Annotated in this window: 19 protein-coding genes; 9 read left to right on the top strand and 10 right to left on the bottom strand. The window is 60.3% G+C overall.

Annotated elements, in window-relative coordinates:
• Positions 1–26: 26 nt before the first annotated feature.
• The 6 genes from AC2FM5_RS08280 to AC2FM5_RS08305 all read right to left on the bottom strand — a co-directional run bounded on the left by AC2FM5_RS08280 (position 27) and on the right by AC2FM5_RS08305 (position 7269).
• A complete protein-coding gene (locus AC2FM5_RS08280) occupies positions 27–1121 on the bottom strand; it encodes a flagellar basal body P-ring protein FlgI (RefSeq protein ID WP_170359870.1) in 1095 nt (364 codons plus the stop codon).
• Positions 1118–2125, bottom strand: a complete 1008-nt coding sequence (locus AC2FM5_RS08285) for a flagellin (protein ID WP_496734980.1) — start codon at positions 2123–2125, stop codon at positions 1118–1120. Before AC2FM5_RS08285 ends, AC2FM5_RS08280 begins: the two co-directional genes overlap by 4 nt.
• A gap of 2 nt (positions 2126–2127) precedes the next feature.
• Positions 2128–3573, bottom strand: a complete 1446-nt coding sequence (gene flgK / locus AC2FM5_RS08290) for a flagellar hook-associated protein FlgK (protein ID WP_496734982.1) — start codon at positions 3571–3573, stop codon at positions 2128–2130.
• A 32-nt stretch (positions 3574–3605) separates the two neighbouring features.
• On the bottom strand, positions 3606–4901 hold the full coding sequence (locus AC2FM5_RS08295; protein ID WP_170343156.1) for a flagellar hook protein FlgE: 1296 nt from the start codon (positions 4899–4901) through the stop codon (positions 3606–3608).
• 97 nt (positions 4902–4998) lie between these two features.
• Positions 4999–5838, bottom strand: coding sequence for a flagellar motor protein MotB (locus AC2FM5_RS08300; RefSeq protein WP_170359876.1), 840 nt, complete (start codon positions 5836–5838; stop codon positions 4999–5001).
• Between the two features lie 93 nt (positions 5839–5931).
• Positions 5932–7269 (bottom strand): FliI/YscN family ATPase, encoded by a 1338-nt coding sequence (locus tag AC2FM5_RS08305; RefSeq protein ID WP_496734985.1) that lies wholly within the window; start codon positions 7267–7269, stop codon positions 5932–5934.
• An 87-nt stretch (positions 7270–7356) separates the two neighbouring features.
• On the opposite strand from AC2FM5_RS08305, the gene AC2FM5_RS08310 reads away from it, so the two are divergent.
• From AC2FM5_RS08310 to AC2FM5_RS08350, 9 genes are read left to right on the top strand one after another with little or no spacing between them, the layout of a single operon-like run.
• Positions 7357–7746 (top strand): FlgB family protein, encoded by a 390-nt coding sequence (locus tag AC2FM5_RS08310; protein WP_170391727.1) that lies wholly within the window; start codon positions 7357–7359, stop codon positions 7744–7746.
• Between the two features lie 10 nt (positions 7747–7756).
• Positions 7757–8143 carry a flagellar basal body rod protein FlgC gene (gene flgC, locus AC2FM5_RS08315; RefSeq protein ID WP_170367525.1) on the top strand — a complete coding sequence of 129 codons (387 nt, stop codon included), beginning with the start codon at positions 7757–7759 and terminating at the stop codon, positions 8141–8143.
• A gap of 12 nt (positions 8144–8155) precedes the next feature.
• On the top strand, positions 8156–8446 hold the full coding sequence (gene fliE / locus AC2FM5_RS08320; protein ID WP_170359884.1) for a flagellar hook-basal body complex protein FliE: 291 nt from the start codon (positions 8156–8158) through the stop codon (positions 8444–8446).
• Between the two features lie 3 nt (positions 8447–8449).
• Complete coding sequence (locus AC2FM5_RS08325; RefSeq protein ID WP_093963653.1) at positions 8450–8722, top strand: flagellar biosynthetic protein FliQ; 273 nt, start codon at positions 8450–8452, stop codon at positions 8720–8722.
• Positions 8722–9432, top strand: a complete 711-nt coding sequence (locus tag AC2FM5_RS08330; RefSeq protein ID WP_496734988.1) for a flagellar hook-basal body complex protein — start codon at positions 8722–8724, stop codon at positions 9430–9432. The genes AC2FM5_RS08325 and AC2FM5_RS08330 overlap by 1 nt, the downstream gene beginning before the upstream one ends.
• A 24-nt stretch (positions 9433–9456) precedes the next feature.
• A complete protein-coding gene (gene flgG, locus AC2FM5_RS08335) occupies positions 9457–10242 on the top strand; it encodes a flagellar basal-body rod protein FlgG (RefSeq protein ID WP_480728538.1) in 786 nt (261 codons plus the stop codon).
• Entirely contained in the window at positions 10242–10658 is a 417-nt protein-coding gene (gene flgA / locus AC2FM5_RS08340) for a flagellar basal body P-ring formation chaperone FlgA (RefSeq protein ID WP_496734991.1), read from the top strand. The genes flgG and flgA overlap by 1 nt, the downstream gene beginning before the upstream one ends.
• Positions 10659–10660: 2 nt before the next feature.
• Positions 10661–11389 carry a flagellar basal body L-ring protein FlgH gene (gene flgH / locus AC2FM5_RS08345; RefSeq protein ID WP_170367527.1) on the top strand — a complete coding sequence of 243 codons (729 nt, stop codon included), beginning with the start codon at positions 10661–10663 and terminating at the stop codon, positions 11387–11389.
• Positions 11390–11398: 9 nt separating this feature from the next.
• Entirely contained in the window at positions 11399–11920 is a 522-nt protein-coding gene (locus AC2FM5_RS08350; protein WP_496734993.1) for a flagellar basal body-associated protein FliL, read from the top strand.
• A gap of 28 nt (positions 11921–11948) precedes the next feature.
• On the opposite strand, the gene AC2FM5_RS08355 is transcribed toward AC2FM5_RS08350, so the two are convergent.
• From AC2FM5_RS08355 to flhA, 4 genes are read right to left on the bottom strand one after another with little or no spacing between them, the layout of a single operon-like run.
• Entirely contained in the window at positions 11949–12335 is a 387-nt protein-coding gene (locus AC2FM5_RS08355) for a hypothetical protein (protein WP_496734995.1), read from the bottom strand.
• Positions 12332–13420 carry a flagellar type III secretion system protein FlhB gene (flhB, locus tag AC2FM5_RS08360; protein WP_496734997.1) on the bottom strand — a complete coding sequence of 363 codons (1089 nt, stop codon included), beginning with the start codon at positions 13418–13420 and terminating at the stop codon, positions 12332–12334. The genes AC2FM5_RS08355 and flhB overlap by 4 nt, the downstream gene beginning before the upstream one ends.
• Positions 13417–14190, bottom strand: coding sequence for a flagellar biosynthetic protein FliR (locus AC2FM5_RS08365; protein ID WP_496734999.1), 774 nt, complete (start codon positions 14188–14190; stop codon positions 13417–13419). Before AC2FM5_RS08365 ends, flhB begins: the two co-directional genes overlap by 4 nt.
• Complete coding sequence (flhA, locus tag AC2FM5_RS08370) at positions 14187–16214, bottom strand: flagellar biosynthesis protein FlhA (RefSeq protein WP_496735009.1); 2028 nt, start codon at positions 16212–16214, stop codon at positions 14187–14189. The genes AC2FM5_RS08365 and flhA overlap by 4 nt, the downstream gene beginning before the upstream one ends.

Genomic DNA, 16214 nt, shown 5'->3' on the forward strand with positions numbered 1-16214 from the left:
CATCGGCTACCCGGCTAGGCGTCTTTCTATCTGACGACAAACTCGGCATGAAGGGCCCCAGCGGCTTTGATAGTTTTGAGGATGTCGATCATATCCCGCGGGGATACGCCCAACGCGTTCAGGCCGGCAACCACCTGCGACAGCGTCGTTGCTTCGGGGATTTCTGCCAACCCGGTGCCGGGGTCCTCCTCAATCCCTGCGATGGTTCGCGGCACAACAACGGTCTCCCCTCTGGCAAAGGGGTTGGGCTGAACGGCGATCGGAGATTCCTCTACCCGAAGTGTCAGGTTGCCTTGAGAAACCGCGACACGTGAGATTCGGACCTCCTGCCCCATGACGATTGTGCCGGAGCGCTGATCTACAACCACCCGCGCTTTGGTTTCAGGTTCAATCAGGATGTTTTCGATCCGGCCGATCGCATGCGCCGTGGAAGGGGCCCGCGTTTCCGGGATGCTCAATTCCACCGTGCCCGAGTCGCGCATGACCGCAACGGCGCGATTGAACTCGCGGTTGATGGCCGCTTCGATCCGACCGGCGGTCGTAAAGTCCGGCTCGCGCAGGGCCAACCGCAATTGGGAAAGACCTGACAATTCAAAGTCGATCTCCTGCTCGACCCGGGCCCCAGCGGGGATGACACCGGATGTCGGGACTCCTTGAACAACCGATGCAGCGTCGCCCTCGGCGACTGCACCACCTGCCAGAACGGTGCCCTGCGCAACTGCATAGATCTGCCCATCCGCGGCGTTCAACGGTGTCATGACGAGCGTGCCGCCCAGCAGGCTTTTGGAATCTCCGATCGCCGAAACGGTCACATCGATCTGCCCGCCCACCCGCGCAAAGGGCGGAAGGGTGGCGGTGACAAGAACGGCGGCGACGTTCTTGGGGCGAAAGTCCTCGCCAGTGACGTTTACACCCAACCGTTCCAGTATGTTCGACATGATTTCTTCGGTGAACGGAGAATTGCGCAGCCCGTCACCGGTTCCGTTCAGTCCAACGACAAGGCCATATCCCACGAGGTCATTGCCGCGCACACCGTCAAAATTCACTAGATCCTTGAGCCGGACAGCCCCGGAAACCGCCACCGAAGGCAGCATGATCAGAAGGAAGGCCAGAAGTCTCATCTCAGGAAATTCACCAATGATAGGGTCGAGTTGCGGACAGTGACCGAATAGAGGCTTTCGAGCTGGAACTGCACGGTCTGCAGGTGTGCCGCAGATTCGTAGGGATCGGCGGCGACAAGTTCGTTGCGCGCGTATTCAAAACTGGTCCTGGCCGCCGCATTTCGTGTTTCGGCCTGTTCGATGCGGGCTTGCACCGCTCCGATCTGAGCGCGCATCGTCACGACGTCATCTTTGGTGTTGGCCAGAGCCACGCCCAGATCGGTAAACAAGGCAGTCTGCAGGTCTGGTGGCCATCCCAGCGCGCCCTCCGTCGCCAAGGCCGCAAGCGCGACATCGCGCAATCCATCCCGAAGTTTCGGATCATTGGCCGTGAACGGCATGTTCACCCGCTCGGTCTCCGAAATCTGCATTGGTGCGAGGGTCGTGTTGGACCCGTTGTACATGACTGCCTCGAATCCGGCAGGGTCATTGAACCAATCGTCGGCCGCCTGGCGAATATCGGTCAGGGTTGTCAGCCCTGCCAATTCGGTTCGCAGAGCAGCCAGTAGCGTGTCCGTCGACTTCAACGGAGAGGTGTCCGTGGCGGTTCCCGCGAACAAGCTGCGGCCACCGACCCGCGTGTTCAGTGAAGAAATCATCGTGTCCAGTTCGTTGCGCGCCTGAGCCGAGGCCTGAGCATGCGAAGTCGCTTGGTTGGACGTCCCAAACGCGAGCAGAGAAGCCGAAACCTCGCCGATCGAGGTCTCAAATGTCTCGAGGCTGATCTGAGTGGCATCAGCAAACAGGTTTGCCTCGGCGGTCGCCGTAGAGAAGGCGTCCAGCTGTGCAATTTTTCGATCCAGGTCCAGCAGATGCGAGTAATCGCCACTGAGACGCCCAGAAATGTCAGCGGTTTGACCCGTAGACATTTCATAGGACAGGGTTTCGATCTGCGTTTTGATCTCGGTGCTGCGCGCACGCAAGGTCAGACCGCGGGCCAGATCACCAATCGAGTTCAAGGTCATGGTTACATCCTCAGCAGCAAGTCCATCAATTCGTCGACAACGGTGACGATCCGCGCATTGGCGGCATAGGCCTGTTCAATCTGCATCATGCGCTGCAATTCGGTGTCACTGTCCACGCCTTGCTCGGCCACTAACTGTTCCATTTGGAGTTGCGCGTTGGATGCGTAGCTTTGGCGTGATTGAGCGGTATGGGCAGCTGTGCCAGCTTTGGACAAAAGCGACACCGACACTTCACTGGCCCGCAGGGCCCCTGTGCCGAAAGCCGGGGCAGGGCGCGGCGTGGTCAATACGGCGCCAAAAGCCTGCAGCTGGGTTGCCTCACCGGGGTCGTTCGGTCCAACGGCCCCCAACCCCGCGCGCAGTTTCCAACTGTCGCCGCCGGCATCTGGATCGACAATCGGGTTGAGCTCAAGACGGGACGCGAGCCCCGCCGGCGCCGTGGCATCGAAACGGGCGCCGGCATCGGTGAACAAGCCTGGATCAGTCGGCATCGCGGTCGGATCCAGGCCGGCAGTTTCGAACCGTTCGATCAGATCGCGCGCGACTGCGTCCAGGTCCGCATGCGCGTCGATGGCCAACACGTCGCGAATGTCAAACTGGGCTGCCAGAGCGCCGCCGCGGATCTGTGCGGAATCACCGGATGTGCGGACTGGCCGTCCATTGAGTTCGAGCCCGGACAGCAGTCCGTTTCCTACGGTCATGTGCGGTTTGGTATCACCGGTGACCGAGAACGCTAACTCTGAGGCTGATCCTTCTAGAAGTATCAGCCCACCGTCGGAGTACAGCGAGACGCGGTTGTTGTCGCGCGCCACGACATTGACCGGAACCAGCTGGTTGACTTGGTCAATGAGAACCTGGCGTTGATCCAGCAACCCATTGATATCGCCGCCCGCGTTCTCAACAGCCGGGATCTTGGCATTCAACGCTTCGATATCTTTCAGGTTTGTATTCAGTGTTTCGACATACGTCCCGATTGTTCGGTCCGCGTCAGAACGCATCTTGCTGAGGCCGTCGGACGCCTTATTCAAATCGGCAACCAGATCCCCAGCTGCGCGCGCCGCCAGATCCAGACGCTCGACCGAGCCGGGATTGCTTGCGGCCGTGATCAAGCTGTTCTCGAATGCGCTCAAAGATACCGCGATCGATCTGCCGTCATCGGGGGTACCGACCAATGCTTCGAATTGCGAGTAAAACTCCGAGATTGCCGAGGCCGCCGCGTTATCCGCCGTTGCCGCGCGCAGGTTCGCCATCAGAACAGGATCTTGATGGCGGGTGATTCCCACGACCCTGACGCCGTTGCCGGAAATAGAGTTGGTGGTCAGCTCCAACGTCCGCTTGGCGTAGCCGGGCGTCAGCGCATTGGCTATGTTGCCCGAGACGACGGCGGCGCCGCGGCTTGCCGCGCCCAGCCCACCCAGCGCGTTATTCAGGGCCGTTGACATGCTCATGAGGCCGTTCCTTTCCGCTTTGCAGGTTCAGATCAGCGCTTGATGTTGGTTGTTTCCTGCAACATCTCGTCGACTGTCTGGATTACCTTTGCGCTTGACGAATAGGCGCGCTGGGTTTGGATCATCGACGTCAGTTCAGTCGCAACGTCGGTCGTCGACTCTTCGCGCGCGAAGGAAATCAATTCGCCCGTCGGACCTTCGCCGGCATCCCACAGGAAATAAGTTCCACTGTCGCGAGACGGCGCATATGTCTGGCTGTCGAGTGCGGTCAGCCCATTCGGGTTGGGGACGTCCGCCAGCGGTATCTGGTACATCCGACGGGTGACGCCCGTGTCATACAGCGCGTAGACGTATCCGTTTTCATCGACCTGAACGCTGGACATGGTCCCGACTGCGGATCCGTCCCGGGTGATCGAAACCGGCGCAAACGTGTCGGACAGTTGAGTGATTCCATCGCTGTCACCGATCAGACCGATATTGACCTCCATCGGGCCGCCGGCGACGTTGACGACAAAGCTGCCGGTGGTCGGATCATAGGTGCCACCGGACACGGTGGTCACACTTGCAAGGGTACCGCCTGCGGTTCTGCTGTCCGTAAATGTCAGCGTATATTCACCGATCACGGCACCGCCCGAAGCGGAGTCGCGCAAGATCATCGTCCATTCGTTGCTGGACCCGGCGGCCGGTACCGTCGGGACAAGCTCGATATCGACATTCTCGGGTTTGCCCAAATTGTCGAAATATTCGACGGACAAGGGCTGCGTGTCACCAGGTGCGCCGGCATCGGTGGCCGTGGCGGGCAGGTTCATGCGCAGGTTCATTGCGGTGGTCGGCGAGCCGGACAATTGATTGACGCTGAGTTGAACCGGCTGCAACGCTGCGGGTGTGTCGCGCGAAACGTTGGGAATGGACCCATCGGCGTTGGCGGGCCAGCCCAGCAGCACAAGTCCGGACTCGGTAACCAGATACCCTTCCGCATTGGTTCGGAAGGATCCGGTGGTGGTCAGAAGCATTTCGTTTGAATCGGTTCCAATCTGGGAACTTGGGCGAACCGGCAGCATGCCCCGGCCGCGCACGGCCAGGTCGGTTGAGTTGTTGGTGGTAACCAGCGAGCCACGCTGATCGATCAGTCGCTGGCTGGTGGTCCGGACGCCGCCCGCCGAATAGCTTCCGCCCTGGCCCGACGTCACCATCGAATGAAAATCCGTCTCAACCCGCTTGTAACCGTAGGTCGAAGAGTTGGCGATATTGTCCGATATGGTCGCCAACCTGTTCGCGTTGGCCTTCAAGCTGGCCACACCGGCATTCAGCGAAGAGGAAATTGTCATCGGCACGCCCTTCTGTTGCGTCAATCGTTCCCGCAACAGCTAACGCGCTGGGCCTTAACAGCGCGCTAACAAGTAAAATGCCAGATATCCTCCGATCTCAGGGATTGCGTAGAAACACGATCTCGATCCGGTTGTTGCGGGCCGCCATCGGGTTTTTTACCGCCAGCTTGCGATCGGCATGACCCGTGACCCGTTCAAGCCGTTTGGCGCCGACCCCCTTGTCCTGAAGCATCTGCCGTACCACCTGCGCGCGCGAAGTCGACAGATCCCACGACGGATTTCGGGCCAGAACCACCGGAGAGGAATGCACGTGACCCTCGACCGAGATGGAATTCATCACCATGTCCGATGAACGTGCAACCAGCAGTACCAGTGCACGCATCATCTGCGTTGGAGAATCGGAACCTCTCTCGAACAACGGCTCATCTTCGGTATCGAACAGCTCGACGATCAGACCCTCGTCCGTCACCCGAGTGACAATATGCTTCAAGGCCTTTTTGGACACCATGCTTTCGCCTGACCGCCCCAGCAGCCGCGCCTCGAGCGACGAGAAGTCTTCGAACGCGCCGCGCCCGCCGCCATCGGCATCCACACCGGTCGAACCCCGCGCGCGCTTGGCCTCGGTCGGGTTCTTGTTCGTCGCTCCCGAGCCGTCCATCACCATGGTTTTCTCCGAGAACATATTGTCGCCCCCAAAGGCCCCGTCGCCCCCGCCGGAAACGGGATTGATCGGAATTGTCGGAGAGAAGTAGTCCGCCAAACCCTTGCGTTGCTTTTCTGTCGTTGCGTTCAGCAGCCACATCAACATGAAGAACGCCATCATGGCCGTCACAAAGTCCGCGTACGCGACCTTCCAGGCGCCGCCGTGATGGCCATCGCCACCCGAAACGCGCTTCTTCTTGATGATGATCGGCGCCGCATTTGATTGCGCACCCATCTAAACCACCCTTTTTCACCCACTCATTGGATTAGCAGGGCGAGGATTAAAGGCGGCTTAATATCTAAAACTGTTCAGACCTTTGCCGATCCCTCATTGGACCATTCCGGCGCTGGCCCGGCGCAGGATGACCGAAAGGCGGTTGAAACTGTTCTGGATTCCGTCCGGATCGAGTTTGCCGAAAAAGCCGTCAAGCTCGTCATGGATGCGAACCGCCTGATCCAGGAGCGGGTCCGTGCCCGGCGTGTACAGACCCGCCTTGATCATCACTTCGGACTGCTCATAGCTTCCGACCAGCCGGCGGGCTTCGGCGATCAGCTTGTTTTCCTCGGGTGTCGCCGCAGCCGGTAAAGAGCGCGAAACCGACCGGCTGAGCGCGATGGCTGGAAAGCGCCCTCGCTCGGCGATCTCGCGGCTCAACACGATATGCCCGTCAAGAACGCCGCGCAGGATGTCGGCCACCGGTTCATCCATGTCCGAACCCGCGACCAGAACGCTGAACACGGCGGTGATGTCGCCCTGATCGGCGGTTCCCGGGCCGGCGCGTTCACAAAGGCCGGCGATCATCGGTGTGACCGAAGGCGGAAAACCCCGCAGGGCCGGGGCCTCACCCATGGCTACGGCGATCTCGCGATGCGCCTCGGCGAACCGGGTGACCGAGTCGCAGAGGAACAGAACGCTCAGACCCTGATCCCGCAGAAACTCGGCCGCTGCCATCGCAGACCAGGCGCAGCGCCGCCGGGCCAGTGCTGATTGGTCGGACGTGGCCGCAACCACGATCGAGCGCCTCAGACCTTCGGCGCCCAACGCGGTCTCGACGAATTCATTCACTTCGCGCCCGCGTTCGCCCACCAGCGCGACGACCACTGCATCGGCTTGCATGGATCTGGCCAGCGTTGCCAGCAGACTTGATTTTCCCACACCCGACCCCGCAAAAAGGCCGACACGCTGCCCCTGGACGATCGGAAGCAGGGTGTTCAAAATTGCCAACCCGGTGGCCATACGGTCTCCCAGCGGTTTGCGGTCGACGGCCCGGGGGGGCGCGGACATCACGTTGCGGGCCTGCGTCCCGGGCAGAAGCGGTTTGCCGTCCAGTGGTTTGCCAAACGGATCGACCACGCGACCAAGCCAATGCAAGCCGGGTGCAAAAACCGGAGTCGGCTCAAGATGGACCCGGTCCCCCAAGCGTACGCCGTCAGGGGCTGTGCCAGGCAGCATGTGAACAGCCCCGGCCTCGACCTGCAGCACTTCGCCGGCCAACGGCTGGTCGTCGCGTCGCTGCAAAATCAGATGTCCGCCGATGCGCGCGTGTTCCGCCAGCCCTTCGACCTCGATCACCCCACCGGAAACACCCGCGACCAGACCCATGTGCCGCACCGGAGAAAGCCGTTCGAACTGGTACTTCAGAATCGAGGGATCGAGGTCGGACATGGCGTCGGCTCCAATTGGTTTCTGAAAACGGTTTCTAAAGGAATCGGGGTTAAGCCTTGATTGAAATTGATCGAGGGAGAAGCCCCGATGTTCTCGGACCTGAACGTTTTTAAAGTTGCGTACGCCCTGGCAACCCACGCCGGACAACGGCAGGCCGTCATCTCGCGCAACATGGCCAATGCGGATACGCCCGGCTACCTGGCTCGCGATATTGAGCCTTTCGCGGAAGCCTTTGAAAAATCCAGTGCCACCAGCGCAATGAGCGCGACCCGCGAAGGTCATTTGAACGGCGTCGGGCCGGGGGGGATGACTTGGGCCGAACATATGCGCGGCGGCGCCGTCGATCCCAATGGCAATGGTGTTTCGCTTGAAGAAGAAATGCTGAATGCGGTCGAGGTCAAGCGACAGCATGACCGCGCGCTGGCCATCTACAAGTCCTCGATCGGGATCCTGCGTACCAGTCTGGGCAAGGCGTGAGGAGGCCGTCATGAGCGATTTCTCCAAGTCCCTTGCCGTCACCGCCAGCGCGCTGCGGGCGGAGGCTGCGCGCCTGCGCCATGTTTCGGAAAACATCTCGAACGCGGATACTCCGGGTTACCGGCGCAAATCGGTTCCTTTCGAGACGGTGCAGAAGGACGGCACTGATCTGGTTCAGGCCGGTCGGGTCAGGCTGGACCGGCGGGCGTTGCCCCGGATCTATGATCCCAGTCACCCGATGGCGGACGCCAGCGGATACTACGCAGGGTCCAATGTCGATCTTATGGTCGAGATCGCCGACGCGCGTGAAGCGCAACGCAGTTACGAAGCAAACCTCAAGATGTTCGACCAGACCCGACAGATGTCGGCCAGCCTCATGGAATTGTTGAGAAAATAAAGGAAAGCCAGAATGGATATCCGATCGATCACCGCGGCTCAGAGCTATGCGCATGCCCGCCCGGCCACCCAAGCGGATCCGGGAACAAGTGGCGCGGCACAAGGGCTGCGCGCAACTTTTCAGGACTTTGCGGAAACCCTGAAACACAGCGAAGAGGTCGCCAATGCGGCCATGATTGGTCAGGCCGACCCACATGCCCTCGTGCAGGCACTGGCTCAGACCGAACTTGCGGTCGAAACAGCGGTTGTGGTGCGCAATAAGGTCGTTGAGGCCTACCAGGAAATTCTCCGGATGCCGGTCTGAACGATGCTCAGCGAAGGTCTGTTCTATGACGTCGTACGTCAGGCCCTTTGGATTGCCGTGATCACGTCAGTTCCGATTCTGACGGTCGCGCTGGTCACCGGTTTGGCCGTGGGCCTGTTCCAGGCCTTGACATCCATCCAGGAGATGACCCTGACCTTCGTTCCCAAGTTGGTGGCCATCGTCATCGTGTTCTGGGTCTCGATGGGCTTCATGACGCAGACGCTGGTCACATTCTTCACCTCGACACTGGTTCCGCTGATTGCAGGAGGTCGCTGATGGATACAGCCTACGTCACCCTGTCCCGTCAAACCGGGCTGATGAACGAAATGCGTCTGGTCGCGAACAATATCGCCAATGCGCACACGACGGGTTACCGCCAGCAGGGTTTGGTGTTTTCCGAGTTTGTGAGGGACCTTCCCGGCAGCCCCTCTCTGTCCATGAGCCGTGCTCAGGCGCGCAACACGTCTTTTGCGCAGGGCGTGTTGACGGAAACCGGTGGGCAATTCGATTTTGCAATCGAAGGCAGTGGGTTTTTCTTGGTTGAAACTCCGTCCGGCAACCGTCTGACCCGGGCGGGCAGCTTTTTACCGGACGCCAATGGCGATCTGGTGACGATGGATGGGCACCGCGTGCTGGACAGCAACGGGGCCCCGGTCTTCATCCCACCGGACGCAGCAACCATTGATGTGGGCGGCGACGGGACGCTCAGCGCGAATGGACAGGCTTTGGGGCAGATCGGGGTGGTTCAGCCCGCGGAAGGCACCGAGTTGGTGCGGGAAGGCAGCACCCTGTTCAAACCGGAAGGCGAGGTCGAGCCGGTCGAGCAACCAGTGGTTCTCAACCGCTTTCTGGAGGGTTCGAACGTCAACGCCATCGGCCAAGTGGGCCGGCTGATCGAAATCCAGCGTGCCTACGAACTGGGGCAGAGTTTTCTGGACGCCGAAGATGAAAGGGTCCGCGGCGCCTTGAAGACCTTGATGCGCTGATCTGAAACTGCAGGAGAAACCGAAATGCGAGCCCTGAAAATTGCCGCGACTGGAATGGCGGCGCAACAAATGCGGGTTGAGACGATCTCGAACAACCTGGCGAACATGTCGACCACGGGCTACAACGCCCGGCGGGCTGAATTTGCGGATCTGCACTACCAGCAGATGGCTCGCGCCGGCACGGTGAACGCCGCGGACGGTACTGTCCTGCCGACGGGAATACAGCTTGGTCTGGGTGTTCGTCCCGCGGCCGTGACCGTCGAGTTGGCCCAAGGCGCGTTGTCCGCGACGGGCAGTGACCTGGACATCGCGATCGAAGGGCGCGGATATCTCGAGGTGGTTCTGCCAAACGGCCAGTCGGCCTATACCCGTGACGGCAGTCTGAAGCGATCGGCCGAAGGCCTCATCGTCACGTCGGACGGGTTTGCGGTCGCCCCCGAAATAACCATCCCGGACGACGCGCGGTCGATTTCCATCAACGCGTCCGGCGAGGTCTACGCCTATTTTGACGACACCGCGGAAGGGCAACTGCTGGGGGAATTCACGCTGGCCAGCTTTTCCAATGCCAAGGGCCTCGAGGCCATCGGCAGCAACCTGTTCAAGGAAACCGAGGCTTCGGGCGCTCCGATCGTGGGCACCCCAGGCGAGGACGGGCTCGGGATGCTGCGTCAAGGCTATTTGGAAGACAGCTCGGTCGATGCGGTACGCGAGGTGACTGAACTGATCGAGGCACAGCGCGGCTACGAAATGAATGCCAAGGTGATTTCGGCCGTCGACCAGATGATGGGCGCGACGACACAGGTACGCTGATGCGGGTCGTGGCCTTCATATCCCTGTGGCTTCTTCCGGTTGCCGCCTTCGCTGACATAGTCGTGCCAACCAGAACGATCCGGGCCAAGGAGATCATTGAATCCGCTGATCTTCAGGTGAAATCCGGTGAGGCACCCGGCGCGGTAAGTGATCCTGCAGACCTGATCGGGCAGGAAGCCAAGACCGCTCTGTATCCCGGTCGGCCAATTCTGAAGGCAAGTGTCGGCCCTCCCGCCCTGGTCGATCGGAACGATCTGGTGACGCTGGTCTTCGTGAAAGGCGGACTGTCCATCGCGGTCGAAGGGCGCGCGCTGGGCCGCGGAGCCGCCGGTGATCGCATCCGAGTCATGAACCTGTCGTCACGAACGACGGTAACCGGAAAAATCCGTTCCGACGGCCAAATCGAGGTATTTTGATCATGAAACTGTCCAGATCCCTGTTGCTGGCCATCCTGTCCCTTTCCGCCTGCGGGCGTTTGGACCATCTGGGCAAACCGCCCAGCCTGTCGCCAACTACGGAAACTCCGGAACACGTGGCGATGTTGTGGCCGGGTTTGCCGTTGCACACTCAATCTCAGCGCGCCGTGGACGGCGCGTCTCTGTGGAGTGGGGGTCAGCAGTCTCTGCTGGGTGATCAGCGCGCCATCAAGAAGGGCGATATTCTGACTGTCGTGATCGAGCTTGATGAAAAGGCCGAAATCTCGAACGATACAAACCGGTCGCGCGGCAGCTCGGAAGATCTCAAGGTTCCCGGCCTCTTGGGGTTGCCCCAGCGCGCAGCGAAACACCTGCCAGATGGTGCGTCACTGGACGAGGCGGTTTCGATCGATTCCGCGTCAGTCAGCAAGGGCAAGGGGTCGGTGAAACGCAAGGAAAAGCTGACACTGCGCGTCGCCGCAACGGTGATCGATGTCCTGCCGAACGGCGTCCTGTCGATTTCCGGAACACAGGAACTGAGGGTGAATTTCGAACTTCGCGAGCTGCTGGTGTCTGGCTATGTGCGTCCGCAGGACATCTCGCGCCAGAACGAGATTACCTATGACAAGATTGCGTCTGCACGGGTGTCCTATGGCGGCCGCGGCCAGATCACGGATGTTCAGCAGCCACGATACGGGCAACAGGTGCTGGACGCGCTGTTGCCGTTCTAAGGTGTTCAAATGATGAAGGAACTGCTCCCCGTTCTCTTTTTGATTGCAGGTCTCGGGGCCGGCGCTGCGGCTGGGCTATTTTTGACACCGGGACCAGCGGAAACCGTGGCCGATGCCAAAGCACCGGAGCCTCACGCCGAGGAGACCGCCAAGGCAGACAAGGCGAACAAAACCTCCGGCCATAGTGAGACATCGGGCAAGGCTGGTCCCTATGAGTATCTCAAGTTGACCAAACAGTTCGTCGTTCCGGTCGTCGAAGAAAACGAAATCTCTGCTCTGGTGACCATGTCGCTGAGCCTGGAAACCCGGCCGGGCATCTCGGAGGAGTTCTACAAAATCGAACCGAAACTGCGGGGCGGGTTTCTTCAAGTGCTGTTTGATCACGCGAATATTGGTGGGTTCGACGGCGAATTCACGCAATCGGACAATCTTGAGGTGCTGCGAAGGTCTCTGTTGGAGGTTGCCCGAAAGGACCTTGGCGATGACGTGTCCCGTGTTTTGATCATGAGCGTGAGCCGCCAGGACACCTGACGCCAAAGGTCGGGCTTCAGCTTTCGGTTTACTGGTTCATCAGTTTCCTGGCGCGTGCAATGCGCAGCGCGGTTTCTTGATCGCGCTGCAACGACTCAACCGCCTGTTTGCGGCCGAATGCTCGGCGAAGGTCCTCCATCATTGCCAGTTTCCGGGATCTGACGCGCGCCAATTCAGTGTTGAGGTTACGCCGGGTACTGGACTCCCACCCGTGCCACAAGACGTCCGCGCCAGCGATCTGGTACCCAGGGGTTTGCGCGGCGTCCGACGCCGTTTGGGCGACCTGCGCGTTCAGTGCGCTGATCTGTGCCTGAATGCGGCTTTCGGCCTCAAGTATCGGTTTCAGTTTCTGAAACTCTCTTTCGAAAGAAGCCGCCGTGACCGCCGCTAGATCCCTTAGCATCGCGCGTGTCATCCGACCGCTCCTTTCGCGCGTTTTCGCATGGCTTCGGCAAATCGGATGGCCGCAGCGACCGGGCGATAAAGGTCTTCCGTTATCTCCTTTCCGATCTCGACGGTCGCATGCAGGGCTCGCGCCGTCGGCGGATCCGAATGAATCGGAACTCCTGACTCCATCGCCGTTCGGCGGATCGTCGCGGCAACTACGTCAACGCCCTTTGCGACGCAGACGGGTGCGGTCCCACGGGCCCGGGTCCATTTCAATGCGACCGCAAAATGGGTGGGGTTGACGATGACCACGTCGGCCTTTGGAACCTCGGCCATCATCTGGTTGGTCGCAATCTCTTGCGCGCGCTGGCGTCTTTGCTGTTTGACATGCGGATCGCCTTCCGAGTCCTTCGTCTCGTCCTGCAGTTCTTTGCGCGACATTCGATTTTTACGCATGTGCTCGGAATACTGCCACAGGTAGTCGATGACCCCGATGGTCAGCGTGACGGCGACGACGATGAACAGGAACCGAAACAGTAGGTTCATCATCGGCGGGATGGAGGCTCGTGCGGGGCTGGCTGCAGCCGTCAGGATGTCCGCCAGGTTGGATTTCAAAAACACGGCAAGGCAGATGCTGTAGATCACCAGCTTGATGAAGCTTTTGAGGAACTCAAAAAGTCCGGCACGACCGAACTTGTTCTTGGCATTGGATGGGATTGAAATGCGGGACATCTTCGGCGTCAGTTTGCTTGGGGCAAACACCAGGGCGCGCTGCGCTAGGAGGTTCAGCAACACAAACGCCGCTGGAACCGCCAACAGAATGCCCGCGGAAACGGCAACCTTTTTCATCAACCCGCCGACCGGTGCAACCGCGCTGCCAGACGTCAACAACAGTGACAGTTCCGGAGCCTGATCAATCAGAACCATCAGGGATGATCCCAAGTGTTCGGTCGAAAACTGCCCGACCGCCAAAAGAGCGATTGTCAGGCCGGAATAGGCGGCAACGGCGGACAGGTCATTTGATTTGACGACCTCACCCTTTTCCCGAGCCTTCTGCAGTTTCTGCGGTGTCGCTTCGAAGGACTTGTCAATGTCGTCGTCCGAGCCGCTCAATCCGGTGCTCCGATCGGATCAAGCAAGTACTGGAACAGGACGTCAGACCAGACCGCAAGGATGATCGGCGTTCCCGCGAACAAAAGGAACAATCCGGCAAAGGTGATTGCCGGCGCGCCCACAAAGGCGACCATCAGTTGAGGCATGGCCCGGTTGATGACACCCAGAGCCAAGTTGTAGATCAATGATGCAATGACAAACGGCATGGCCAGCCCAAAGGCCAATGCAAAGCTGCGCGATACCTGCGACACCCCCCAACGTGACAGATCGGTCGCCATCGGGGCGGCACCCACCGGGAATAGTGAATAGCTGTCGATCAGGAATTGGGCCGCCCGGATGTGAACGCCCATCAGTGTGGCAAGGGCCAACCCGGACAGGGTCAAGAAATGACCCATCGCCGGGGCCGGGTCCGCAGCGGCACCACCCAGGATCTGCGACAACGACGTGGCTTGCGCGGCCATCGACCCGGCGGTTTGAAGGGCGAGTACCAGTAGCCGAAGTCCGATCCCCAGGGTCAGGCCGATCAGGATTTCGGTCAGTATCAATTGAACCAGCGGCATCAGGCCACTGTCGGGCTCGGCAATGGAAACCGACGGCGCGACGACCAGCGTGAATGCCATTGCGACCCCCAGCTTTACGCGGGTTGGAATGCTGCGCTCCCCGAAAGCTGGTAGCAGGGAAACCAGCGCTGAAACCCTGAGAAAAACCACAAATGAGGACCACAGGACGCCCCCCAGCTGAGCCAGCAAGTCCGGCGGCAGCCCAATCACGCCGGCACCGTTCCGACCAGAGCCGGCCGCGCTTCGAGCCCAATTTCCTCGAACGACAGGACTGGATTCGAGATTCCCCGCGCGTGCATGATGGTACGCAGCAACCTGCGCCGCCGCGTCGAGGTTACCAACGCCGGGAACACACCCTGATCCGCGCTGCGTGTTATCGTCGTGACGACGCCATCGGCCAGTTTGTTGAACAGATTGGGGGGCAGCGCCACATCCAATCCAGCATTCGGAGTGTCGATCTGGTAGGTGGAGAACGTCTCCTCCCATTCCGGCGCCAACTGGATCAGGGGAATCGAGCCGTCGCCACGCTTCAGGTCCGCCACCAGCTGGAAGCCCAGTCGCTGGCGCACGATCTCACAGATCGCCTCAGGCTGCGTCGTGGTCATCCGCGCTTCGGCGACGCTCTCCAGGATCAGCGCGATGTTGCGGATCGAAACCCGTTCTTCGAGCAGCAGCCTCAAAACCGCGTGCAAGGTGTCGATCGGAACCTTGTCGGGGATCAGCTCATCCAGCAGCTTTCGGTTTGCCTCGGCCCGGACCGGGTCGCTGAGGCGGGTCATCTCGGACAGGAGCCGACGCAGGGATTTCAGGGTCAGCAGGCGCGGGAAGTTCTGCTTGATGATTTCCAGCAGATGGGTGGCCAGAATCTCGGGCGGGGTTACGATGGTTGCGCCGCTCAGCGCGGCGGCCTCTTGATCCTTGGGCAGGATCCATCGGGCGGGCGCGCCGTAGACGGGTTCGGTGACGTCATTGCCTTCCGGCAACAGATCCAGCCCGTCCTGCACCAGCGCCAGGATCAGGTCGGGGTGAAGCACCCCCCGGGCCTGTTCGACGCCCTGAACACGAATGACGTAAGTGCCCGTCGGCAAGTCGGCCCGGTCTGTCAGCCGGATCTCCGGCAGGATCAATCCAAAGCTCGACGCGACGTAGGTCCGCATGTTGGTGATCCGAGCGTCCAATCCGGTGCCGGGGTTCAACACCATGCTGACCAGATCCGGGGCAAATTCGAGGTGAACGTCGTCGAGGTCAAGGACGTCTCCGATGCCTTGTGTTGCCTTGGGCTCGGCGTCCGAAGCCGGCATACGTGCCGACTCTGTGGCAGCTGATTGTTTTTTGTGAACAACAAATGCCGCATAGCCCAGGATCACGCCGCCGAGAATGAACGGCAGAAAAGGCAGCCCGGGCACCAGCGCAAACAGCACCATCAGGATCGCAACGGTTGCCAGCGCAGCCGGATGACGCCCCAGTTGCGAGAACAAGGCAGTATCGGTTGCACCCTGCGTACCACCGCGGGCCAGCAACAGGGCGGATGCGATAGAGATGATGACCGCCGGTATCTGCGTGACCAACCCGTCACCAACGGTCAGGATCGCATAGGTTTCAAACGCCGAGGCGACCGGCATACTGTGCACGATCACCCCCATGATCAACCCCATCACCAGGTTGAGCAGGGTAATCAGCAGCCCGGCAATTGCATCGCCCTTGACGAATTTGGATGCCCCGTCCAGCGACCCGAAAAAGGTGGTTTCCCGTTGCTCAAGCTCGCGCCGTTCCTTGGCTTGCTGATGGTCGATGGCGCCGGCAGACATGTCGCTGTCGATGGCAAGCTGTTTGCCCGGCATACCGTCAAGGGCAAAGCGGGCCCCGACCTCGGCCATGCGCGCCGCACCTTTGGTAATCACCATGAAATTCACGATCAGCAGCACGCCGAACACCACGAGGCCCAGGAAGATGCTGCCGCTCATGACGAATTGGGCAAAGCCCTCGATGACGTCACCGGCGGCGTTGGGCCCGGTATGACCCTGCCCGATGATCAGCTTTGTCGACGACACGTTGAGCGACAGGCGCAGCATCAGCGAAGCCAGCAGGATCGTTGGAAAGGACGAGAAATCCAACGGTCGCTCGATGAACAGGGTCAGGGTGAAAATCAGGATGGCCAGCGCGAACGAGGCCGCAAGGCCAATGTCCAGCACCCAGGATGGCATTGGCAGGATCATCATGACGATCACCGTCAT

This window comes from Ruegeria sp. BHSA162, assembly GCF_059613385.1.

Excerpts from the sequence above, each read along its gene's own strand:
- AC2FM5_RS08280 (WP_170359870.1), bottom strand. The coding sequence starts at position 1,121 with ATGAGACTTCTGGCCTTCCTTCTGATCATGCTGCCTTCGGTGGCGGTT.
- AC2FM5_RS08285 (WP_496734980.1), bottom strand. The coding sequence starts at position 2,125 with ATGACCTTGAACTCGATTGGTGATCTGGCCCGCGGTCTGACCTTGCGT.
- flgK (WP_496734982.1), bottom strand. The coding sequence starts at position 3,573 with ATGAGCATGTCAACGGCCCTGAATAACGCGCTGGGTGGGCTGGGCGCG.
- AC2FM5_RS08295 (WP_170343156.1), bottom strand. The coding sequence starts at position 4,901 with ATGACAATTTCCTCTTCGCTGAATGCCGGTGTGGCCAGCTTGAAGGCC.
- AC2FM5_RS08300 (WP_170359876.1), bottom strand. The coding sequence starts at position 5,838 with ATGGGTGCGCAATCAAATGCGGCGCCGATCATCATCAAGAAGAAGCGC.
- AC2FM5_RS08305 (WP_496734985.1), bottom strand. The coding sequence starts at position 7,269 with ATGTCCGACCTCGATCCCTCGATTCTGAAGTACCAGTTCGAACGGCTT.
- AC2FM5_RS08310 (WP_170391727.1), top strand. The coding sequence starts at position 7,357 with ATGTTCTCGGACCTGAACGTTTTTAAAGTTGCGTACGCCCTGGCAACC.
- flgC (WP_170367525.1), top strand. The coding sequence starts at position 7,757 with ATGAGCGATTTCTCCAAGTCCCTTGCCGTCACCGCCAGCGCGCTGCGG.
- fliE (WP_170359884.1), top strand. The coding sequence starts at position 8,156 with ATGGATATCCGATCGATCACCGCGGCTCAGAGCTATGCGCATGCCCGC.
- AC2FM5_RS08325 (WP_093963653.1), top strand. The coding sequence starts at position 8,450 with ATGCTCAGCGAAGGTCTGTTCTATGACGTCGTACGTCAGGCCCTTTGG.
- AC2FM5_RS08330 (WP_496734988.1), top strand. The coding sequence starts at position 8,722 with ATGGATACAGCCTACGTCACCCTGTCCCGTCAAACCGGGCTGATGAAC.
- flgG (WP_480728538.1), top strand. The coding sequence starts at position 9,457 with ATGCGAGCCCTGAAAATTGCCGCGACTGGAATGGCGGCGCAACAAATG.
- flgA (WP_496734991.1), top strand. The coding sequence starts at position 10,242 with ATGCGGGTCGTGGCCTTCATATCCCTGTGGCTTCTTCCGGTTGCCGCC.
- flgH (WP_170367527.1), top strand. The coding sequence starts at position 10,661 with ATGAAACTGTCCAGATCCCTGTTGCTGGCCATCCTGTCCCTTTCCGCC.
- AC2FM5_RS08350 (WP_496734993.1), top strand. The coding sequence starts at position 11,399 with ATGATGAAGGAACTGCTCCCCGTTCTCTTTTTGATTGCAGGTCTCGGG.
- AC2FM5_RS08355 (WP_496734995.1), bottom strand. The coding sequence starts at position 12,335 with ATGACACGCGCGATGCTAAGGGATCTAGCGGCGGTCACGGCGGCTTCT.
- flhA (WP_496735009.1), bottom strand. The coding sequence starts at position 16,214 with ATGACGGTGATCGTCATGATGATCCTGCCAATGCCATCCTGGGTGCTG.